This window comes from Kribbella sp. NBC_01510, from assembly GCF_045040325.1.
Lineage (GTDB): Bacteria > Actinomycetota > Actinomycetes > Propionibacteriales > Kribbellaceae > Kribbella.
Window position 1 is genome coordinate 8,603,177 of record NZ_CP109418.1, and the last position, 20,054, is coordinate 8,623,230.

A 20,054-nucleotide genomic window follows, 5' to 3' on the forward strand; every position below is an offset into this window, starting at 1 on the left:
TCAGTCCCCCGGCCGGCGCGCGCCCGGCAACCTGGCGGCGACCAGCGTGCCGCGCGAGGGTGTGGTCTCGATGGTCAGCGTTCCACCGGCCGACTCGACCCGGTCACGCATGTTGGCCAGCCCCGCACCGGCCCCCGCCGCCGCGAGGTCGAACCCGGCACCATCGTCGTGGACCGTCACCTCCAGGACCGCGGGACCGCCGCGCAGATCCACGCGGATCGCCTTAGCCGACGAGTGTTTGGCCGAGTTCTGCAGCGCCTCCAGTGCGCAGAAGTACGCCGCGGCCTCGACGCCGGCCGGGTACCGGCCGAGGTCACCGGCAACCAGTTCGGCCGGCAGTGGGCTACGGGAGATCGCCGTCCGGAGCGCGGCCGCAAGACCTTCGTCGACAAGCAGGCTCGGGTAGATGCCGCGCGAGAGGCTGGTGATCGTCTCGATCGTCACGGTGGCCGCCTTGCACTGCTCCGCGAGCAGTCGATCGGCCCGCTGCGGCGACCGTCCGGCCAAGGTGTGGGCAAGCCTCAGGTTCACCGCGAGCGCGACCAGATGCTGTTGAGCACCGTCGTGGATATCGCGCTCGAGCCGCTTCCGCTCGGCGTCCTGAGCGTCGACGAGACGTTGCCTCGACCTTCGCAGTTCCTCCGCGAGCCTGGACAACTCCGCGAGCCGATGCATGAGCTCGGCCCGCAATCGAGCGCCGCGCAGCACCAGCCCGGCCTGGTCGGCGAGCCCGGCGAAGAGCCGTTCCTCGACCGGAGTGAGCGGTACGTTCTCGTGTTCTTGCACCACCAGAACGCCCAGCAGTTCGCCCGCCTGGCGCACCGGCAACTCCCGTCGGCCGGGCAGGTCACCCGCCGCCGCTTCGACCGCAGGCGATCCGTCCATGGGTGGCCAGGTTGCGGCGAGCCTCAACCGGCCGTCCACCATCAGCCAGACCTGCGTTGCCTTCGCCCCCGTGCCGGCGGCCAGCACTTCGGCCATCCTGGCCGGTAGGTCTTCCTCGGCCGGGCCGCCGATCACTGCCGGCGAGAACTTGCTCAACACCTCGTACGGCGACTGCGACCCACCGTGCACCAACCGCGACATGACGACCTCGAGCCGTGATTGCACCCGGCTGAAGGACAGTGCCACCACCGCGGTCGCCAACACCGACAGTCCTCCGTGCGGCGACGAGGTGTGGCCGATGAGCGCTCCGCCGCCCAGAACGATGAGGACGTACACCAGCACCACGAACACCACGAGCCCACCCAATACCAGCAGACCAGCGAGTTGTTCACGGCCAGTACGCCGTCGCCCCCACAACTTCACCTCTGCAGTCTGCGCCCAGCGTCGCCGGGATGGGAGTGCCCGAACCCCCGGGGTGGGGTCAGCCGCACGATCGTCCGCCGATTGCCCGCGGGCAGCGCCCGGGTGCCGTGCGCCCAGCCCGATGGGATCGGCAGGCCGGAACGCCTTTGCTGGAAGCACGCCGCTCGACCGGGGGGTCGAACCAGGCACCACGAATCCAGGCACAGGGGAGAAACACACACATGTCTGCCACCATCCGCACCACCGGCACCACCACTGTCGCGACGGCCGCAGCCCGGGCCGAGGGCGTCAGCAAGTTCTACGGCACCGGCGACGCGACCATCGCCGCGCTGAAAGACGTCAACGTCAGCCTCGAGGCCGGCCATTTCACCGCGATCATGGGACCGTCGGGCTCTGGCAAGTCGACCTTGCTGCACATGCTCGCCGGCCTCGACCGGCCCTCGTCGGGCGAGGTGTTCCTCGGGGACACCCGGATCACCTCGCTCAACGACAAGGCGCTCACGCTACTGCGCCGGGACCAGATCGGCTTCATCTTCCAGTCGTTCAACCTGCTGCCGACGATGACCGCGGCGGAGAACATCGTTCTTCCGATCCGCATCGCCGGCCGCAAACCGGACGAGATCTGGGTCGCGTCGATCGTCGACAAGCTGGGCCTCGAGAACCGGTTGACCCATCGCCCGACCGAGCTGTCCGGTGGGCAGCAGCAACGGGTGGCAGCGGCCCGCGCGCTCGCCTCGCGTCCGCAGATCGTCTTCGCGGACGAGCCCACCGGTGCACTCGACTCCGCGGCCGGAACCGAGTTGCTCGGCTTCCTGCGCAAGGCAGTCAAGGAACTCGGCCAGACCGTCGTCGTGGTCACCCACGATCCGACCGCCGCCAGCTATGCCGACCGGGTCCTGTTCCTGGCCGACGGTCACGTCGTCGACGAGATGTTCGAGCCGACGGCCGACGCCGTACTCGACTTCATGAAGCATCTAGGAGCCTGAACCATGTTCACCGCAACACTGCGCGGCATGCTCGCGCACAAGGTGCGCCTCGTCCTGACCGTGGCCTCGATCGCGCTCGGGGTCGCCTTCCTGGCCGGCACCCTCGTCCTGACCGACACCATGCACCTGGCGTTCAACCAGCTGTTCGGCAAGGTCTCCGGCGGCACCGACGCGGTCGTTCGCGCCGAGGCCGCCTACAGCCAGTCCGAAGGCATCGGCACCAGCCGGGGTCCCATCCCCGCCGCTGTCCTCACCCAGGTCAACAAGGCCGACGGGGTCCGTACCGCCGAGGGCTCGGTCAGCGGCTACGCGCTGCTGACCGACAACGGTGGCCGGGCCGTGCTGACCAGCGGTGGAGCTCCCACCATGGGCTACAGCATGCCGGCCGATCCCGCCCTGCGCGGTGACGTCAAGATCCTGACCGGCGCAGCACCTTCGGGTGCGCATCAGGTCGCGATCGACGCCACCAGCGCCGAGGAGCACCACATCGCGCTCGGCTCCACGATCAAGGTGCTGTTCAACGGTCCGGCCGAGAACTTCACCGTCGTCGGCACCGTCGGATTCGGCGGCGAGAAGAACCTCGGCGGTACGACGGGGGCCTACTTCGACTCCGCCACCGCTCAGAAGGTGCTGGGAGCGCCCGGCCTCTTCGACTCGATCAACGTCAGCGCCGAACCCGGGGTGGCACCCGCCGACCTGGTTCAACGGATCACCAAGGTGCTGCCCGACGGCGCCGAGGCAGTGACCGGTGCGACCGTGGTGAAGGAGTCCACGGACGCGGTGAACAAGGACCTGAAGGTCGTCACCGTGCTGTTCATGATCTTCGCCGGCATCGCCCTGTTCGTGGGCTCGTTCATCATCTGGAACACGTTCACCATGACGATCACCCAGCGGTCCCGCGAGATCGCCCTGCTGCGGGCCATCGGCGCCACCCGGCGCCAGGTGAACCGGAGCCTGGTGCTCGAGGCGCTGCTGCTCGGCATCCTCGCGTCGGCCGTCGGTATCGGTCTCGGCCTGCTTGTCGCCAAGGGCCTCAACCTGCTGATGGACCTGGTCGGCTTCACCCTGCCCAGTACGTCGATGCAGGTGGAACCGCGCACCATCGTGGTGTCCCTGCTGGTCGGCACCGTGGTCACAGTCGCGGCGGCCCTCGTCCCGGCCTACCGGGCGACGAAGGTGCTGCCGGTCGAGGCGCTGCGTGAAGCGGTGCCAGGCTCCGGCAACCCGACGAAGAAGCGCATCATCAGCGGCGCCGTCGTGACTGTGGTCGGCCTGACCGGACTCTTCCTGACCTTGTACAGCGATCTGAGCATGAAGCTGTTCGGCCCAAGTCTGCTGGCGATCATCGTCGGTGTCCTCATGCTGCTGCCGGCTGCCGCCCGTCCGCTCGCGGCGCTGATCGGCGTCCCGCTGCGGCTGCGTGGCCTGCCCGGCGAGCTGGCCCGGCAGAACGCGATGCGCAACCCACGCCGTACGTCGTCCACGGCCGCCGCCCTGATGGTCGGCCTGACCCTGGTCGTCAGCATGGGCGTGTTCGCCTCGTCGCTGAAGGCATCGTTCACCGACATCATCGGAGACTCGACCAACGCCGCCCTGTTCATCACTCCGTCGAGCAAGCAGGGCCCGGGCTACAGCCCCGAGGCGATCAAGGTGGTCCAGGGCGTGGCCGGGGTCGACAAGGTCTCCGCCAGCGGCTGGGGGCAGGCCCGGTTCGACGGCGCGGATTCGAGCTACTCCTCGGTCGATCCCGCGACCGCGACCGCCGGGCTGAACCTGCGGTTGTCGGCCGGCTCGGTGTCGAACCTCGGCACCAGCGGGATCGTCGTGGCGCAGTCCGCCGCGACCACGCACGGGTGGAAGGTCGGCGACACCATCGGGACCGAGTTCGCCGCGACCGGCAAGCACACGATGAAGGTCGTCGGTATCTACGACAGCAAGGGCTGGATCAGCGACGACTTCGTCATCAGCATCGCTGCTCAGACCGCCGCTGCCGGTCCGCAGCTGATCACGTCCGGACTGGTCACGCTCGCACCCGGCGCCGACCGGTCGACGGTCCAGCAGGCCATCAGCGCGGCGCTGGCCGCCCACCCCGACGCGAAGGTTCTCGATCGCAAGGGATTCGAGAAGGAGGCCAGCGGTTTCATCGACTCGCTGCTCTCGTTCGTCACCGTGATGTTGATGCTGGCGGTCCTGATCGCCCTGCTGGGCATCGTCAACACCCTGGTGTTGTCGGTCTTCGAGCGGACCCGTGAGCTGGGCCTGCTCCGGGCGGTCGGCATGACGCGGGCCCAGGTCCGGGCGATGGTGCGCTGGGAGTCCGTGGTGATCTCCCTGATCGGTGCGCTGGCCGGCGCCGCCCTCGGCATCGGCTTGGGGCTCGCACTGTCGCAGGCACTCGCGGACGAGGGCATCAAGGCGATCTCGATCCCCGGTCTGCAGGTGGCGCTCTATGTGGTGCTGGCCGCGGTGGCAGGGGTCCTGGCGGCCCTCGGACCGGCCAGGTCGGCCGCCAAGGTCGATGTCCTGAAGGCGGTGGTGGCGGACTGAGCGCACACAGACGAAGGCCCCGGACCATGAGGTCCGGGGCCTTCGTTTCTCTGGTAGCCCCGACGGGATTCGAACCCGCGCTACCGCCTTGAGAGGGCGGCGTGCTAGGCCGCTACACAACGGGGCCAGAGGGTTGTCGTCCGGCCCTTCCGGGCCGGGCAACGAGGTTGAACTCTACCGATTTCCATCGGTGCGGTCCAATCCGCTGGGGTACTAGGACTCGAACCTAGACTAACTGAACCAGAATCAGACGGGCTGCCAATTACCCCATACCCCAAAGGCATTTCACTGCCGTTGTGAGACCGTCGCCGCCCTCACAACCTGGCTCGAAGAGAGTACCCGAGCAAGAGCCCGGACACCAAAACGAGCCCCCCTCCGGCGGGTTGTCACTCCCGTCACACCAGCCTCTTGCGGTCGGTCGGCGCCACGGTCAGCGGCAGCTCGCACACGGTCGCCAGCTTCATCCGCCGGGCCACCCACAACGCGACCGCGCCGAACGCCACGAACTTCGCCACATCAAGCACCACCAGCCCCCACGGCGCGTCCTGCACGCCCAGGCTCGCACCCACGCTGTTCGTCAGCGCCGCGAACACGAACGTCACTACGTTGTTCGCCGCGTGGGCCGCGATCGACGCCTCGAGTCCACCCGTGCGTACGACGAGCAGCGCCGCGACCAGCCCGAACGCGAACCGGTCCAGGAACAGCGCCGGACTCTGCCACGGCCAGACCCCGTGCGCCATCGTGAACACCAGGGTCGTGACGAGGATCGCCACCATCGAACTCCGCACCAGCGCCCCGACCGCCTGCAGCAGGTAACCGCGGAAGAAGTACTCCTCCCCCGCCGCCTGGAACGTCGAGGTCAGCAGTGTGACTGCGATCACCGCGACCGCATCCGGCGCCGCGCCACCGCCATGGCGTTCACCACCCGCGAGCTCGATGCCACCGAACTGGATGACCGCGAGCATCACCAGCTCGAGCGCCACGGCGACCACCGCGAACCACGCCAGCGCCCGCCAGCGCAGCCGCCCGACCACCGAGGACAACAGCCCCGGGGACTGCCGGTTCAGCTTCCGCGCGACCAGCATGCTCAGCGGGATCAGGACGATCAGCGACAGGTTCGTCGCCAGCAGCCCGAACCACGAGACCGTGCCGTCGGGATCCTTCCGGATGCCCTGCTGGAAGCCCAGGATGATCAGGCTGGCGATCATCCAGGCGACCAGGATCGTGAAGGCCCCGATCACCACGAATCCGCGCGGGGCGTCCGAGTTCCGCAGCAGCCGCTGGTACGGCGGCCCCGCGTCGGCCCGTTCCATGGCCGCCATCACGCCGTACGGCGGGCCCGCTCGAGCCGGTGCAGCGACTTCTCCCGGCCGAGCAGTTCCAGCGACTCGAACAATGGCGGCGAGATCCGGCGCCCGGAGATCGCCACCCGGACCGGCCCGAACGCGTTCTTCGGCTTCAGCCCGAGCCCGTCGATGAGCGATGCCCGCAGGGCCGCCTCGATCGCCTCGGTCGTCCACTCGACATCGGCCAGCGCCTTCGCCGACGCCTCCAGTACGGCGCCCGCGTCGCCGGTCAGCACCTTGGCCGCGGCATCGGAGTCGACCGTGAACGCGTCCTCGTCGACGAACAGGAACCCGAGCATGTCGACCGACTCGGACAGCGTGTTCATCCGCTCCTGCACCAGCGGTACGGCGGCCCGCAGCACGGCGAGCTGCTCGTCCGATGGCTCGGCCGGGAGCAGGCCGGCCGCGGCCAGGAACGGGATCATCCGGGACCCGAACTCGTCCGCCGGCAGCATCCGCATGTGGGCGGCGTTGATCGCCTCGCACTTCTTCGGATCGAACCGGGCCGCGTTCGAGTTCACCTTGCGGATGTCGAACGCCTTGATCATCTCGTCCATGGTGAAGACGTCACGGTCGTCGGCGATCGACCAGCCCAGCAGGGCCAGGTAGTTCAGCAGGCCCTCGGGCAGGAAGCCACGCTCCATGTACTCGCCGAGGCCGGAGCCCTTGTCGCGCTTCGACAGCCGCTTGTTGCCTTCGCCCATCACGAACGGCAGGTGCCCGAACCGGGGGGTCCGGCCGCTGCCGATGCCGATGTCGGCGAGCGCCTCGTACAGCGCGATCTGCCGGGGCGTCGACGGCAGCAGGTCCTCGCCGCGGAGCACGTGGGTGATCCCCATCAGCGCGTCGTCGACCGGGTTCACCAGCGGATAGAGCGGGTAACCGTTCGCCCGGACCAGGACGTAGTCGCCCAGGTTCTCCGGCAGGAAGGTGATCTCGCCGCGGACCAGGTCGTCGAACACGATCGGCCGGTCGGGCATCCGCAGCCGGACCACAGGCCGGCGGCCCTCGTCGACGTACGCCTTGACCTGCTCTTCGGTCAGCGTGCGGCAGTGGCCGTCGTACCCGCTGTGCTCGCCGGCGGTGCGGGCGGCCTCGCGACGTTGGTCGAGCTCCTCCTGCGAGCAGTAGCAGTGGTACGCCTTGTCGGCCGCGAGGAGTTTCGCGACGACGTCGGCGTACACGTCCATCCGCTCGGACTGCAGGTACGGGCCGAAGTCGCCGCCGACCTCGGGGCCCTCGTCCCAGGTCAGGCCGAGCCAGCGCAGCGAGTCGTAGGTGTACTGGTAGCCCTCTTCGGTGTTGCGCGCGGTGTCGGTGTCCTCGATCCGGAGCACCAGCTTGCCGCCGTAGTGCCGGGCGAAGGCCCAGTTGAACAGCGCGCTACGGATGTTGCCGACCGTCAGCAGGCCGGTCGGGGACGGTGGGAACCGCACCCGGACCTGGTTCGGTTCGAGGCCGCCGAGGACGTCGTCGTCTGGCCGCTCAGTCACGCACGATCACCTTGTTCGTCAGAGTTCCGATTCCTTCGATGCTGACCGCGACCTCGTCGCCGGGCAGCATCGGGCCGACCCCCGCCGGGGTGCCGGTGAGGACCACGTCGCCGGGCAGCAGCGTGGTGAAGGAGGTGATGTAGGCCAGCACCTCCGGGATGTCGAAGATGAACTGCGAGGTCCGCCCGTCCTGCTTCGGCTCGCCGTTCAGCTCTGTCGTGACGCGTACGTCGGACACGTCGAGCTCGGTGGTGATCCACGGGCCGAGCGGGCAGAACGTGTCGAACCCCTTGGCCCGGGCCCACTGCCCGTCGGTCTTCTGCAGATCCCGCGCGGTGACGTCGTTGGCCACCGTGTAGCCGAAGATCACCTCGTTGACCCGCTCCTTGGGCAGGTCGCGGCAGATCCGGCCGATCACGATCGCCAGCTCGCCCTCGAAGTGCAGGTTGTTGGTCTGCTCCGGATAGACGATGCCGTCCCGCGGGCCGATCACCGAGGTGTTCGGCTTCAGGAAGATCATCGGCTCCTTGGGCACCTCGTTGCCGAGCTCCTCGGCGTGCGCGGCGTAGTTGCGGCCGACGCAGACCACCTTGCTGCGCGGGATCACCGGGGCGAGCAGCCGGACATCGGTCAGTTGCAGCTTCTCCCCGGTGAACTGGACCGGCCGGTAGAGCGGGTCCGAGTCGAGCACGGCGACGGTGCCGACGAGGCCTTCGGGGTCGTCGGTCTCGACGACGCCGTACTTCGGTTCGTCGTCGACGGAGAATCTGGCGATACGCACGGCCCGAGCCTACCGTCGCAGGGGAATGAGACAGTTATCCGGTGACTGTTGATATCCGCCTGGCCCTTCCGGCCGAGTACGACGCGGCCGGCGAACTGACCGTGGAGGCGTACACGCACGACGGTTTCGTCCGGGGCGACTACGCGAGGACGCTGCGTGCGGCGGCTGACCGGGCCGCCAAGGCCGAGCTGTGGGTCGCGGCGGACGCCACCGGTCTGCTCGGCACTGTGACCTACTGTCCGCGTGGCTCTGTCTACCGGGAGATCGGGCTGGACGACGAGGGCGAGTTCCGGATGCTCGGCGTCGCGGGCCGGGCCCGCGGGCTCGGCATCGGGACCGCTCTGACCGAGCGGTGCATCGAGCGCACCCGGGAGCTGGGCCTGGCCCGCCTGGTTATGAGCAGTGCGGACTACATGACCACCGCTCACCGCATCTACGAACGTCTCGGCTTCGTTCGGCTCCCGTCGCGCGACTGGTCCCCGATCGCCGGTGTCGACCTGTACGCGTTCGCCCTGGACCTGTGACTGCCACGCTGACTCCGGGCGAGTGGACGTCGTACGCGACGGGTCACCGGCAACGCGTCGACGCGTTGCTGGCCGATCACCTCGAGCGCCGGCGTCGCCGCGAACCGCACCCGGTCGAGGACTTCCTCTTCACCTACTACCCCACCCGCCCGAACCAGCTCCGCATCTGGCACCCCGGGCCAGGCATTCGTCTGCTCGAGGCTTCTGAGTACGACGGACGCCGCGGCTACACGTACGTCGACGGTGCCGCGACCCTGGATCCGGCGGAGGTCTCGCGTCGCGCGGACAGCATCCGGTGGATCCGCCGGTTGCTCGCCGCGACGCTGGATCGCCAGCCACAGTTCGGGTGCTTCGGGATGCACGAATGGGCGATGGTCTATCGGACTTCCGCCGTACGCCATGAGAAGTGGCCGCTGCGACTGGGCACCGCCGGCACCGACCAGGTCGTCGAGTCTCACAAGATCGCCTGCTCGCACTTCGACGCGTTCCGTTTCTTCACATCGCCCGCCCGTCCGCTGAACGTCCTGCAACCGACCCGCGAATCCCAGCCCACGCTGGAACAAGGCGGGTGCCTGCACGCCAACATGGACCTCTACAAGTGGGCCTCGAAACTCATGCCCTTTACCCCCAGTGCGCTGGTCCTGGACTGCTTCGAGTTGGCTCGCGACATCCGCACCCTCGACATGCGCGCCTCGCCGTACGACCTCTCGCCCCTTGGCTACGAGCCCGTCGCCGTCGAAACCCCTGCGGGCAAAGCCGAGTACGCCGCCGCCCAACGCACCTTCGCCCAGCGCGCCCGCCCGCTCCGTCGGCAGCTCATCGCCCTTTGCGACAGCCTCCTCGGCTAACCTCGGCCTCATGGGAAAGATCGTCGCCATCACACTGGGCGCTCTGCTGCTCGCCATCGGCGCCGTCTGGACCCTCCAAGGCCTCGGCTACCTCAAAGGCAGCTCGATGACCGGCAGCTCTTTCTGGGCCATCGTCGGCCCCCTCGTCGCAGCAGCCGGCGTCTCCCTCCTCTACGTCGCCTTCCGCGGCCCCCAGAAACGCTGACCTCTCGGCTCGGTGTGCCGACAGGCCGGGGCAGAGCCGGGCTGGAGTGTCGACGGGCAGCCCTAAGCTTGCGCAGCAGTAGATCACTTGGAGGATGGCCAGTGGTGGAGTACGGGGAGATCGCGAGACTGAGAGACAGGCATCCTGCCTGGCGGCTGCTGCGTGCCGGCAACGCCGCGCTTGTGTTGTCGTTCCTCGGCCGATTCTTCGTGGACGAGAACCATGGAGCGACGTCCGCGAACGTTCTTGCATCAGCTCTCGACGACGAGCTGTACGCACTGAATTCTGCCGATCCTGAGCAACCTCGTTATCCGCGCACGGCTACCGATTATCTGGAGGATTGGGCCGCCACCGAGGCAGGCTGGCTGCGACGCTTCTATCCGCTCGGCTCCGATGAGGTCCACTACGACGCGACCCCCGCGTTCGAGAAGGCCCATTCGTGGGTGACCGGCCTCCAGATCAGGGCGTTCGTCGGCACCGAGTCCCGCCTGCACACCGTCGTCGAGCTGTTGCGCCAGATTGTGCATGGCACGGAGACCGACCCTGAGGTCCGGCTCGCCGAACTGCGGCGACGACGCGCTGCGATCGACCGGGAGATCGCCGACGTCGAGGCCGGTACCGTCACCATCCTCGACCGGGTCGCACTCCGCGACCGCTATCAGCAGTTCGCGAGCACGGCCCGGGAGCTGCTGTCGGACTTCCGGGAGGTCGAGGAGAACTTCCGCGGCCTCGACCGCGCTGCCCGCGAGCAGATCGCCGCATGGCAGGGCAGCAAGGGAGACCTCCTGGCCGAGCTGGTCGGAAGTCGCGCCGACATCAACGGATCGGACCAGGGCCGCAGCTTCCAGGCGTTCTACGACTTCCTGCTGTCCGAGGCACGCCAGGACGAGCTGTCCGCGTTGCTGACTCAGGTTCAGTCCCTCGATGAGGTCGAGGCGGACCGGCGCCTGCGAACCATCCATCACGACTGGTCCGAGGCCGCCGAGCGCACCCAGGGCACCGTGCGGCAGATCTCCGAGCAGCTCCGGCGGTTCCTGGACGACCAGGTGTGGCTGGAGAACCGTCGAGTGATCGATCTGGTCCGCTTGGTGGAGACCGCTGCGCTGACGTGCCGCGATTCGCCGCCGCAGTTCGGACTGGAGATCGACGAGCCCGGCGTCCCCATCGCGCTGCCGTTCGAGCGCCCGCTGTACGACGCCAGTCCGGCGGCGCGCGTCGACAGCCTGCTGGCTCCCGTCGACGACGAGATCGTGGACGTCGCCGCACTTCTGGACCAGAGCTTCGTCGATCAGGCACGTCTGGCCGGCAACATCCGATCCGTCGTACCGGAGCGGAGCTCGGCGCTGCTCAGCGACATCATCGACCTCTATCCGGTGGAGCACGGTGCGGCCGAGATCGTCGGATACCTCGCCCTGACCGACGAGGACATCGACGTGACCATGGACGAGGACGCCGAGATCCTGGTCGAGTACACCGACGGCGACGTCGTACGGCGAGCGAGGCTGCCACAGGTGACGGTGACACGACGATGAGGACACCGGACGAGCAGGCCGTCGCGACGGCCATCATCCGCCTGATGCGCGGCGTCGCCTACCGCGAGACCGATGAGGACACCTGGTCCGCGCTGCAACGACACGGCCCGGCGGTGCGGGACCACTTCACCACCATCGGCGTCGACGTGGTGGTCGACGACACCGAGGGCTACGCCTATCTGCGCAGCCAGGAAGAAGGCGACGGCGACGCCGCATTGCCCCGCCTGGTGAACCGACGGAGCCTCACGTACAACCTCAGCCTGCTGCTCGTCCTGTTGCGCAAGCGTCTCGTGGAGTTCGAGACCAAGGGCGGCGAAGGCAAGCTGGTCCTGAGTCGAGACCAGATTGTCGACCTCTTGCGGCTCTTCCTCGCCGACTCGACCAACGAGGCGCGGGTCATCGACCAGGCGGAGACTACGATCAGAAAGGCCGCGGAGCTGGGTTTCCTGCGACAGCTCCGGGGCCAGACCGACCAGTGGGAGGTCCGGCGCATTCTCAAGGCCTATGTCGACGCCCAGACGCTGTCCGACTTCGCCGGGAAGCTGCGGGAGTACGCGCCCGCCGCGGAAGGCGGCGGCGATGAGTGACGGTCTGTTCTCGTCGGTCGAGCTCCAGGTCGCCGGCCGTGCCGGCTACCGGCTGGACCACCTGGAGGTCTTCAACTGGGGCACCTTCGATCAGCGGGTCTGGCGCCTGACCCCGGGCGGCGAGACGACCCTGCTGACCGGCGACATCGGCAGCGGGAAGTCCACCCTGGTCGACGCGGTGACGACACTTCTGCTGCCCGCACACAAGATCTCCTACAACAAGGCGGCCGGCGCCGAGGCCAAGGAACGGACGCTGCGCAGTTACGTCGAGGGGCACTACAAGTCCGAGCGCATCGAGTCCTCGGGCACGTCGCGACCGATCGGCCTGCGCGACCACACGTCGTACTCCGTCCTCCTCGGCGTGTTCGTCAACGAGGGGCACGGCGAGACCGTCACCGTGGCGCAAGTCTTCCACCAGAAGGACAAAGCCGGCCAGCCGGACCGCTTCTTCGTCACCTCGGCCAAGGAACTCTCGATCGAGGGTGAGTTCACCGCCTTCGGATCCGACCTCAACGACCTGCGCCGGCGGCTGCGGTCGGCCGGTGCCGAGATCCACACCGTCTTTCCCGAGTACTCCCGCCACGTCCGGCGGTTGCTGGGCATCAGGTCTGAGCAGTCGATGGAGCTGTTCCACCAGACCGTCTCGATGAAGTCGGTCGGCAATCTCAACGAGTTCGTCCGCAACCACATGCTGGAACCGGTCGACGCCGCCGAGCGGGTCAAGGGCATCGTCGCTCATTTCGAGGACCTGACCAAGGCGCACGACGCGGTCAAGCGCGCCCGGGATCAACTCGAAGCACTGCGGCCGTTGGTCGCCACCAGCGACAAGTACGACGACGCGATGGCCCGGCGGACGATCGCCGAACGGCGACGCGACGCCGTGCGCCTGTTCTTCGCCGAGCTACGGATCCGCCTGCTGTCCGAGGAGATTGACGCGAACGAGGCGAGGCGCGCGACCCACGCGCAGCAGGCGACCGAGACGCAGCAGGCCTATCGGGCCGCCGGCCAGGCGCGCGAGCGACTGATCGCCGATCGCTCGACGGCGGGCGGTGATCGCGTCAGCCAACTCGAGGCCGAGGCCGAAGCAGCCCGTGCCCAAGCCACCGAGCGGCGAGACCGCCGGGCCGGTTTCGACTCCCGGGTCCAGGCTGCCGGTCTCGACGCGGTGACCGATGCCGAAGGCTTCGCTGCCTTGGCCATCCACACCACGGAGAACCGGGGCAGGCTCGAGACGCGGCAGGACGGCCTCGAGGAGGAGCGCGCCGGGTGCATCGGGCAGCGCGGCGAGCTCCGACGCCAGGGCGAGGAGACCCGGGCCGAACTGACCAGCCTGGCCGGCCGGACGAGCAACCTGCCCAGCAGTCACCTCGACGTTCGCGCTCAGCTGTGCCAGGAGCTGGGGCTCGAGGAGACCGAACTGCCCTTCGCCGGCGAGCTGCTCGATGTCGCCGCGGAGTTCTCGGAGTGGCGAGGAGCCGCCGAACGGGTGCTCCGAGGTTTCGCCGTCTCCCTGCTCGTGCCGCAACAGCACTACGGCCGGGTCGCTCGCTGGGTCAACGACCATCGCCTGACCTACCGGCGAAACGACGGCACAGTGGTCGGCGGCCGGCTGGTCTACGAGCGCGTGGCCGCGCGCCGAGTGCGGCTGCGCGCGACCGGGTCTTCGGATGCGTTGGTCCTCGCAGACACATTGGACATCGCCGACGGCCCGTTCCACGACTACCTGCGTGACGAGCTCGTCCGCAGGGCCGACTACCGCTGCGTCGACTCCGTCGAGCAGTTCCGGGAGGAGAATCGGGCCGTCACCCGGCAAGGTCAGGTTCGCTCGGGTGACCGGCACGAGAAGGACGATCGGTCCAGGGTCGACGACCCCCGCGGATGGGTGCTCGGCTGGGTGAACGAGCGGAAGGTCGCCGCCCTGACGGAGCAGCTCGTCCAGCAGCAGCAGCAGTTGCTGTCGGCCGACCAGCGCTTCGAAGCGCTCCAGAAGGAGGGCCGGGAGCTGTCGGCACAGTTGACCGCGCTGGCGAACCTGGCGGTCTACACGTCCTGGAGCGAGCTGGACTGGAAGGATGCCCTCGCCCGTGCCGAGGCCGCGGAGGCGGAGCGGCAACGCCTCGTCGCCGGCTCGTCGGCACTGGCCGAGATCGAGCGGCGCCTCGGGGCCAACGCCGAACTGGCCAGCGGGCTGGAGGCCAAACTGACCGAGCTCACCGGTGATGTCCGGGTGCTCGCGGAGAGAATCGACCGGGCCACAGAGTCCCGGCGGGCAGATCAGCGGTTCGTCGCAGATCAGCCGGCCGACCAGGTCGCGACCGGCAGAGCGTCGTACCGCGATCTCGAAGCCCTGCTCGAGGGCAAGATGCCGAAGACCGCCGAGGCCTGTGGCCGGGCGGCCGAGTCGCTGAGCTCGGACTTGCAGGCCACCATCGATCGGATCGGCCGAGAGCTCGGCGGCTACACCCAGAGCATCCTGCAGTACATGAACGACGTACGGCGCCGCTGGCCCGAGGCAACGACGGAGATGGACGCGAGTGTCGACGCACGAGCAGAGTTCGGCGCGTTCCACGACCGGGTGGCGAACGACGACCTCCCCCGGTTCGAGGATGAATTCAAGCGACAGCTCAACACCAACACGATCCGTGAGCTCGCGCAGTTCAACAACTGGCTGCGGCGCCAGTCCGATGAGATCCACACCCGCGTCGACCGGATCAACGAGGCCCTCGGTGCGATCGACTACAGCGCCGGACGGTACATCACGCTCGTCGCCGAGCGGACCGTCAACCAGGAGATCCAGAACTTCCGCAGCGACCTGCGCACGGCAACCGATGACACCTTGACCCCCGACGACGATCAGTACTCCGAACACCGCTTCCTCGAGGTCCAACGGATCATCGATCGGTTCCGCGGCCGGGACGGCCACGCCGACGCCGACAAGGCGTGGACTCGCCGGGTGACCGACGTCCGCAACTGGTTCACGTTCTCGGCCTCCGAGCGTGATCGCGAGACCGACCGCGAGTGGGAGCATTATCGCGACTCCGACGGCAAGTCCGGCGGTCAGAAGGAGAAGCTGGCTTACACGATCCTTGCCGCCTCACTCGCCTACCAGTTCGGCCTGGAGTGGGGCGCGGAGAAGTCGCGGGACTTCCGGTTCGCAGTCATCGACGAGGCGTTCGGCCGGGGGTCGGACGCGTCGACGCGCTATGCACTGGAACTCTTCGCCAAGCTCGGCCTGCAACTGCTCATCGTGACTCCCTTGCAGAAGGTGCACGTGATCGAGCCTTATGTCAAAGCAATCGGATTCGTCGACAACCCGGCCGGAAGCTACTCGCGGCTCCAGACCCTGACGATCGAGGAGTTCCAGGAACGCCGGGCCGGGCATCGGACATGACCGACTGGACGACGGTTCCCGACATCCGGGCCCGGGTCCTGCGCCGCTGGGACGACGGCACGTTGCTACGAGCCCTGGCTGCCGGGCACCCGTTCCCGATCATCGACATCCCGCTGCGAGGGCCCCGAGCCGCACAGATCGGCGACGACCTCGATGCGGTCCGGGATTGGATCGCGGCACTGGACGCCGGTCGTCGCGGTGACGCCCAGTACTCCCTCGAGTATGCCTCGATCGGCGGCCGCCTGATCGGGCGCAATGAGCTACCCACGCGCGCGAAGGTGACGACGTACAAGCAGGCGTGGGCTCTGCTCGGCGTCGCGGGAAAGGCAGATGAGTTCGCCGAGATCCTGGCACTGACCGCTGGATATCCGGCCGTCCACACCTGGGTTGCCAGTCAACCGCTCCGAGCACTCGCACTGGGGCGGAGCTGGCCGGGCCTGCTGACGGCATATCGCTGGCTCGCGGACGCACGGGGCTCGTCCAAGTACCTCAGAGAGATCAGTGCGCCCGGTGTCGACACCAAGTTCGTCGAGCGGCACCGCTCAGTCCTCGCCCAGCTGCTCGGCGTATCAGCCTCGTCGGCGGGATTCCTCACCGCTCTCGGGCTGCGCACAAAGCCTGAAATGGTGCGTTTGCGCCCGGGCTCCGGGCTCGGGCTCGTATCGCCGTTCTCCGAGGCAGCGTTGCGGCTGGAGGAGCTCGCACAGCTCGACCTCGAGGTACGAGACGCCGTGATCGTCGAGAACGAGATCACCTTTCTGAGTGTCCCCGTCCCGGTCGAGGGAATCGTGGTGTGGGGGAAAGGCTTCGAAGTCAACCGTCCCGGTTCGCTGCCGTGGCTCCGCGACGCCCAAGTGCACTACTGGGGCGACCTCGACACCCACGGGTTCGCGATCCTCAACCAACTCAGGGCATGGCTGCCACAGACCCGTTCATTCATGATGGACAGGGACACCCTGCTCGCCCATCGCGAGCGCTGGGGACGTGAGGCCACACCGACGGCAGCGCACCTCAGCCGCCTCACTGTCGCTGAGGCGGCGCTCTACTCAGACCTGGTCACCGATCGGTTCGGGGAACGCATCCGGCTCGAACAGGAGCGCATCGACTGGACCTGGGTCGAGAAGCGTCTCGGCTACCGCTGATCGTGGGCGAGTCACGCCGGCCTGGTTGCCTTGAGCGCGAACAGTAAGGGATCCGGGGCGCATCGTCCGGTAGTCGCCACCAGCCTTCCGGCGTTTGCTGCATGGCGGGCCAGCGTGGCCAGGGGAGGACTTCGGACTCGCGCAAAGTGGTGACGTGGAGGCCTTCGCCGACGAGGCTGGTGACGATTTCGCCGAGGCCGTGGTGCCATTCGTAGCTGCGTTGGCGGCCGGGGACCTCGTCGCCGGTGTAGCTGACGGTGGAGTCGTGGGCGATCGCGCCGCGGCCTTCGAGGTAGTCGGCGCGGAGGGTGAGGTCGTCGGACTCGCCGGGAAGGGAGACCTCGCGGAGTGCCGTGAGCAGCGGGTGGAACTCGACGAGGTAGAGAGCGCCACCGGGTTTCAGCAGCTCGTGAACCACCTTGGCCCACTGCTGCAGGTCCGGGAGATAGCAGAGCGCGCCCTTGCCGGTGTAGACGACATCGAACTGCCGGCCCTGCAGCGCATCGACCGCGTCGTACACGTTGGCGTGCACGTAGTCGACGTCTTGCTCAGCGTCGGCAGCGATCTGGCGAGCTTCCTCGAGGGACTTCAGGGAGAGGTCCAGCCCGGTGACCCGCGCCGCGCCGGGCGAAGGCGATCGTCTCGGTGCCGAGGTGGCATTGCAGGTGGAGTACGTCGCGTCCTTCAAGTGGGCCGAGGTCTGCCCACTCGTAGTCCGCGAACCAATACTCCGGGGGCTGACTGTAGAACCGGCTCGCCGCGTGGAGCGGCGCTCGCGCGTCCCAGTCGGCCTCATTCGCGGCCACCATCTGCCGAGTCTCCGCGTCCAACGTCACCGGTGCCTCCGTCCGTCTCCGTTCGGCCACGGACCAGTCTGCCCACAGCTGGGTCCACACCTCGCCACTCATGCTCATCGACGCCCCCTCACCCGCCGTCACGGCTGCCGGTGACGCCATGACAGCGGAAGCCGCTCGTGGCCTGGGGAACGATGCCACGTTCTGTCACCACGGATCGGTCGGGCTCTCCACGATCCACAGGCTGTGGACTCTTGTTCAAGGTTTGTGGATAAGGTTGAATAAGAGGTATGGCACGGGTCGAGTTGCATCGGTGGCCTGGGCACCCGGACGGGTTCACCCGGGCAGAGCGGTTGGGTGGGTCGTACGAGTTGTATTTCCCGGATCCGCTGGTCGGGCGTGAGTTCGACCTGAGCAACGACGTTCTCGCCGCACTGGAGGATGCGGCCGGCGATCTCGCCCGGCTGGACGCGACCGCTGCCGTCCTGACGAACAGCGAGGCGCTGGCACGGCTCCTGTTGCGGGCCGAGGCCGTCGGGTCGTCGCAGATCGAGGGGCTCGTTGTCGGCGCGCGCCGCCTGCTCAAGGCCGACGTCCTCCGTGATCGGCCCACCAGCGGACCCGGCGACGTCACCGCCGAGGAAGTGCTGGGCGCTGTCGACGCGATGACCTGGGTGACCGAGTCCGTCCAGGCCGGCGACAAGCTCGAGGTCGACCACCTGCTCGAGGCGCACCGTCGGCTGATGGCCCAGTCTCCGACGCCGGAGTTCGGCGGGGAGGTCCGCTATCTGCAGAACTGGATCGGCGGCCGCTCCCCCGCCGAGGCGTACTACGTCCCGCCGCCGGCGCAGCTGCTCCCCGACCTGCTCGCGGATCTGATGGCCTTCGTCCGGGAGTCCCGGCTGCCGGTGCTCGCCAAGACCGCGATCGCGCACGCACAGTTCGAGACGATCCATCCCTTTGCCGACGGCAACGGACGGACCGGGCGTGCGCTGATCCACCTGATCCTGCGGGCCGACGGCCTCATCACCCGGACCGTGCCGCCGGTGTCGCTGTCGCTCGCCACACATGCGACGCAGTACATCGATGCGCTGACAGCCTTCCGGTATGTCGGACGGGCGACCACGATCAAGGCTCGGTCTGCGGCGAACCCCTGGCTGCAGATGTTCGCGATGGCATGCAGCCATGCGACCGCGGAGGCAGCCCGCTTCGAACAGACGGCGACCGACCTGAAGACCGCCTGGCGCGAACGGGCCGCGCCGGTCCGCGCGGGCTCCGCGACCGACCTGTTGATCGACGCCTTGCCCGCGGCCCCGGTCCTCACGCTCACCGCGGCCGCGCGGCTCATCGACCGGTCTCAGCAGGCCGCCAACCAAGGACTCGCGCGCCTGGTCGAGACACGTGTCCTGCGCGAGGTCACCGACGGCCGCCGGAACCGCGTCTACGAGGCGCCCGAACTGATCGACGCGTTCACGTTGCTCGAACGGCGCTTCGCCAGCCCGGCGGCCGATACCAGGATCGAACCGCCTAGCAGACCCGTGCCGTCGAGGCCAGAACCAACACACCGTCAGCATTGACTTTCTCCTCCCCGTCGGGACACAATTCGAACACATGTTCGATCGCGTCTCAAATCGAGATGCCCGACGGGGAGCGTGAGGAATCGTGATGCCGGAGCCGTTCGACTGGGAGATCCTGCACCGACCATCGGCGATGGCGATGGTGCGAGGCCAGCTCGGCTTCAGCTGGATGGTGCTGTCCGGACGGCTCGCCCAACTGACCGACGAGCAGTACTTCTGGCGTCCGAGCAGTGAGGCCCTGACCGTCGTACGACGTCACTACGCCTCGCACTACCGATCACTCGGATCCGGGGAGTGGGTGGCGCAGTGGCCGGACGAGCCGGACCATCGCGGCCCGCGCACGATCGCCTGGCTGATCGCCCACCTGACCGAGACGTTCTTCGAGCGCTGGGAGTGGACGTTCGGCGAGAGCCGGCAGGGGCGCGCCGACATCACGCTGCACGGCAACGCCCGCGATGCGGTCGCCTGGCTGACGCACTGGGTGGACGCCTGGCAGGAGTCGATCGCCGCGCTGGACGAGGAGCAGGTGATGGCGGTCGGCCTGAGCCAGGCGACCGAGCTGGACGCCGGCGAGCCGTTCGGTCACGTCGTGCTCCGGCTCAACCGCGAGCTGATCCACCACGGCTCGGAGATCATGACTTTGCAGGATCTCTATGCCGTCGCAGCGTGAGGACCACAACATGTGCGACACGCGGCGTGGCGCTACCACAAGATCTAGTGCGATCCACCTAGCATCACTACTGCTGGTGGTTCGGAGCGGCTCTACATATTTGGACAGCTCATCGCGTCCGGCACCACAAGATGTGGGCCACTCCGAGGCAACAGGGGAATCCGGTGCGAATCCGGAACTGCCCCGCAACGGTGAGCGGACACTGTCCGCGAGTCCGGATACCTGCCACCGGCGCGCGCACCGCCGGTGCGCGCGGTCCGAGACCTCGCGGGTGGGTCGCAGGGCGTGGCGGCAGCGTTCCCGGCCGGAGCTGCCTGCCTCGT

Annotated in this window: 16 protein-coding genes, 2 tRNA genes and 1 riboswitch; of the genes, 11 read left to right on the forward strand and 7 right to left on the reverse strand. The window is 68.2% G+C overall.

Annotated elements, in window-relative coordinates:
• Complete coding sequence (locus OG558_RS42015; RefSeq protein ID WP_405068007.1) at positions 1–1,308, reverse strand: ATP-binding protein; 1,308 nt, start codon at positions 1,306–1,308, stop codon at positions 1–3.
• A gap of 29 nt (positions 1,309–1,337) precedes the next feature.
• Between OG558_RS42015 and OG558_RS42020 the strand changes: the two genes are divergently transcribed.
• Both OG558_RS42020 and OG558_RS42025 read left to right on the forward strand, forming a co-directional pair.
• Positions 1,338–2,294: an ABC transporter ATP-binding protein gene (locus OG558_RS42020; protein WP_405068008.1), complete on the forward strand. Its 957-nt coding sequence runs from the start codon at positions 1,338–1,340 to the stop codon at positions 2,292–2,294.
• Between the two features lie 3 nt (positions 2,295–2,297).
• On the forward strand, positions 2,298–4,841 hold the full coding sequence (locus OG558_RS42025; protein ID WP_405068010.1) for an ABC transporter permease: 2,544 nt from the start codon (positions 2,298–2,300) through the stop codon (positions 4,839–4,841).
• 51 nt (positions 4,842–4,892) lie between these two features.
• Here OG558_RS42025 and OG558_RS42030 read toward each other — a convergent pair.
• The 5 genes from OG558_RS42030 to OG558_RS42050 all read right to left on the reverse strand — a co-directional run bounded on the left by OG558_RS42030 (position 4,893) and on the right by OG558_RS42050 (position 8,461).
• A tRNA-Glu gene (locus tag OG558_RS42030) sits at positions 4,893–4,968 on the reverse strand.
• Between the two features lie 78 nt (positions 4,969–5,046).
• A tRNA-Gln gene (locus OG558_RS42035) sits at positions 5,047–5,118 on the reverse strand.
• A 118-nt stretch (positions 5,119–5,236) separates the two neighbouring features.
• Complete coding sequence (locus OG558_RS42040) at positions 5,237–6,154, reverse strand: CPBP family intramembrane glutamic endopeptidase (protein WP_405068011.1); 918 nt, start codon at positions 6,152–6,154, stop codon at positions 5,237–5,239.
• Between the two features lie 8 nt (positions 6,155–6,162).
• Complete coding sequence (gltX, locus tag OG558_RS42045; protein WP_405068012.1) at positions 6,163–7,680, reverse strand: glutamate--tRNA ligase; 1,518 nt, start codon at positions 7,678–7,680, stop codon at positions 6,163–6,165.
• Positions 7,673–8,461: a fumarylacetoacetate hydrolase family protein gene (locus OG558_RS42050; RefSeq protein WP_405068014.1), complete on the reverse strand. Its 789-nt coding sequence runs from the start codon at positions 8,459–8,461 to the stop codon at positions 7,673–7,675. Before OG558_RS42050 ends, gltX begins: the two co-directional genes overlap by 8 nt.
• A gap of 41 nt (positions 8,462–8,502) precedes the next feature.
• Between OG558_RS42050 and OG558_RS42055 the strand changes: the two genes are divergently transcribed.
• The 7 genes from OG558_RS42055 (at position 8,503) to OG558_RS42085 (ending at position 16,690) form a co-directional block, all read left to right on the forward strand.
• Positions 8,503–8,985 carry a GNAT family N-acetyltransferase gene (locus OG558_RS42055; RefSeq protein WP_405068015.1) on the forward strand — a complete coding sequence of 161 codons (483 nt, stop codon included), beginning with the start codon at positions 8,503–8,505 and terminating at the stop codon, positions 8,983–8,985.
• Positions 8,982–9,833: a 3-methyladenine DNA glycosylase gene (locus OG558_RS42060; RefSeq protein ID WP_405068016.1), complete on the forward strand. Its 852-nt coding sequence runs from the start codon at positions 8,982–8,984 to the stop codon at positions 9,831–9,833. Before OG558_RS42055 ends, OG558_RS42060 begins: the two co-directional genes overlap by 4 nt.
• 10 nt (positions 9,834–9,843) lie before the next feature.
• Positions 9,844–10,038 carry a hypothetical protein gene (locus tag OG558_RS42065; protein WP_405068017.1) on the forward strand — a complete coding sequence of 65 codons (195 nt, stop codon included), beginning with the start codon at positions 9,844–9,846 and terminating at the stop codon, positions 10,036–10,038.
• Between the two features lie 101 nt (positions 10,039–10,139).
• A complete protein-coding gene (locus tag OG558_RS42070; RefSeq protein ID WP_405068018.1) occupies positions 10,140–11,570 on the forward strand; it encodes a DUF3375 domain-containing protein in 1,431 nt (476 codons plus the stop codon).
• Positions 11,567–12,157 carry a DUF4194 domain-containing protein gene (locus tag OG558_RS42075; protein WP_405068019.1) on the forward strand — a complete coding sequence of 197 codons (591 nt, stop codon included), beginning with the start codon at positions 11,567–11,569 and terminating at the stop codon, positions 12,155–12,157. Before OG558_RS42070 ends, OG558_RS42075 begins: the two co-directional genes overlap by 4 nt.
• Positions 12,150–15,548, forward strand: coding sequence for an ATP-binding protein (locus OG558_RS42080; protein WP_405068020.1), 3,399 nt, complete (start codon positions 12,150–12,152; stop codon positions 15,546–15,548). The genes OG558_RS42075 and OG558_RS42080 overlap by 8 nt, the downstream gene beginning before the upstream one ends.
• Entirely contained in the window at positions 15,545–16,690 is a 1,146-nt protein-coding gene (locus tag OG558_RS42085) for a Wadjet anti-phage system protein JetD domain-containing protein (RefSeq protein ID WP_405068021.1), read from the forward strand. The genes OG558_RS42080 and OG558_RS42085 overlap by 4 nt, the downstream gene beginning before the upstream one ends.
• Here the strand turns inward: OG558_RS42085 and OG558_RS42090 are convergent.
• Positions 16,605–17,378 (reverse strand): class I SAM-dependent methyltransferase, encoded by a 774-nt coding sequence (locus OG558_RS42090; protein ID WP_405068022.1) that lies wholly within the window; start codon positions 17,376–17,378, stop codon positions 16,605–16,607. The genes OG558_RS42085 and OG558_RS42090 overlap by 86 nt on opposite strands.
• A gap of 396 nt (positions 17,379–17,774) precedes the next feature.
• Here OG558_RS42090 and OG558_RS42095 point away from each other — a divergent pair, with 396 nt between their 5' ends.
• Complete coding sequence (locus OG558_RS42095; protein WP_405068023.1) at positions 17,775–19,061, forward strand: Fic family protein; 1,287 nt, start codon at positions 17,775–17,777, stop codon at positions 19,059–19,061.
• An 88-nt stretch (positions 19,062–19,149) separates the two neighbouring features.
• Positions 19,150–19,731 carry a DinB family protein gene (locus tag OG558_RS42100; RefSeq protein ID WP_405068024.1) on the forward strand — a complete coding sequence of 194 codons (582 nt, stop codon included), beginning with the start codon at positions 19,150–19,152 and terminating at the stop codon, positions 19,729–19,731.
• 118 nt (positions 19,732–19,849) lie between these two features.
• A riboswitch (cobalamin riboswitch) is annotated at positions 19,850–19,976 on the forward strand.
• The last annotated feature ends 78 nt before the right edge of the window (positions 19,977–20,054 follow it).

Bases quoted from the DNA above. Each gene is read 5' to 3' on its own strand.
- OG558_RS42100 (WP_405068024.1), top strand. From the start codon at position 19,150: ATGCCGGAGCCGTTCGACTGGGAGATCCTGCACCGACCATCGGCGATG.
- OG558_RS42095 (WP_405068023.1), top strand. From the start codon at position 17,775: ATGGCACGGGTCGAGTTGCATCGGTGGCCTGGGCACCCGGACGGGTTC.
- OG558_RS42085 (WP_405068021.1), top strand. From the start codon at position 15,545: ATGACCGACTGGACGACGGTTCCCGACATCCGGGCCCGGGTCCTGCGC.
- OG558_RS42040 (WP_405068011.1), bottom strand. From the start codon at position 6,154: ATGGAACGGGCCGACGCGGGGCCGCCGTACCAGCGGCTGCTGCGGAAC.
- OG558_RS42075 (WP_405068019.1), top strand. From the start codon at position 11,567: ATGAGGACACCGGACGAGCAGGCCGTCGCGACGGCCATCATCCGCCTG.
- OG558_RS42065 (WP_405068017.1), top strand. From the start codon at position 9,844: ATGGGAAAGATCGTCGCCATCACACTGGGCGCTCTGCTGCTCGCCATC.
- OG558_RS42080 (WP_405068020.1), top strand. From the start codon at position 12,150: ATGAGTGACGGTCTGTTCTCGTCGGTCGAGCTCCAGGTCGCCGGCCGT.
- OG558_RS42025 (WP_405068010.1), top strand. From the start codon at position 2,298: ATGTTCACCGCAACACTGCGCGGCATGCTCGCGCACAAGGTGCGCCTC.
- OG558_RS42020 (WP_405068008.1), top strand. From the start codon at position 1,338: ATGGGAGTGCCCGAACCCCCGGGGTGGGGTCAGCCGCACGATCGTCCG.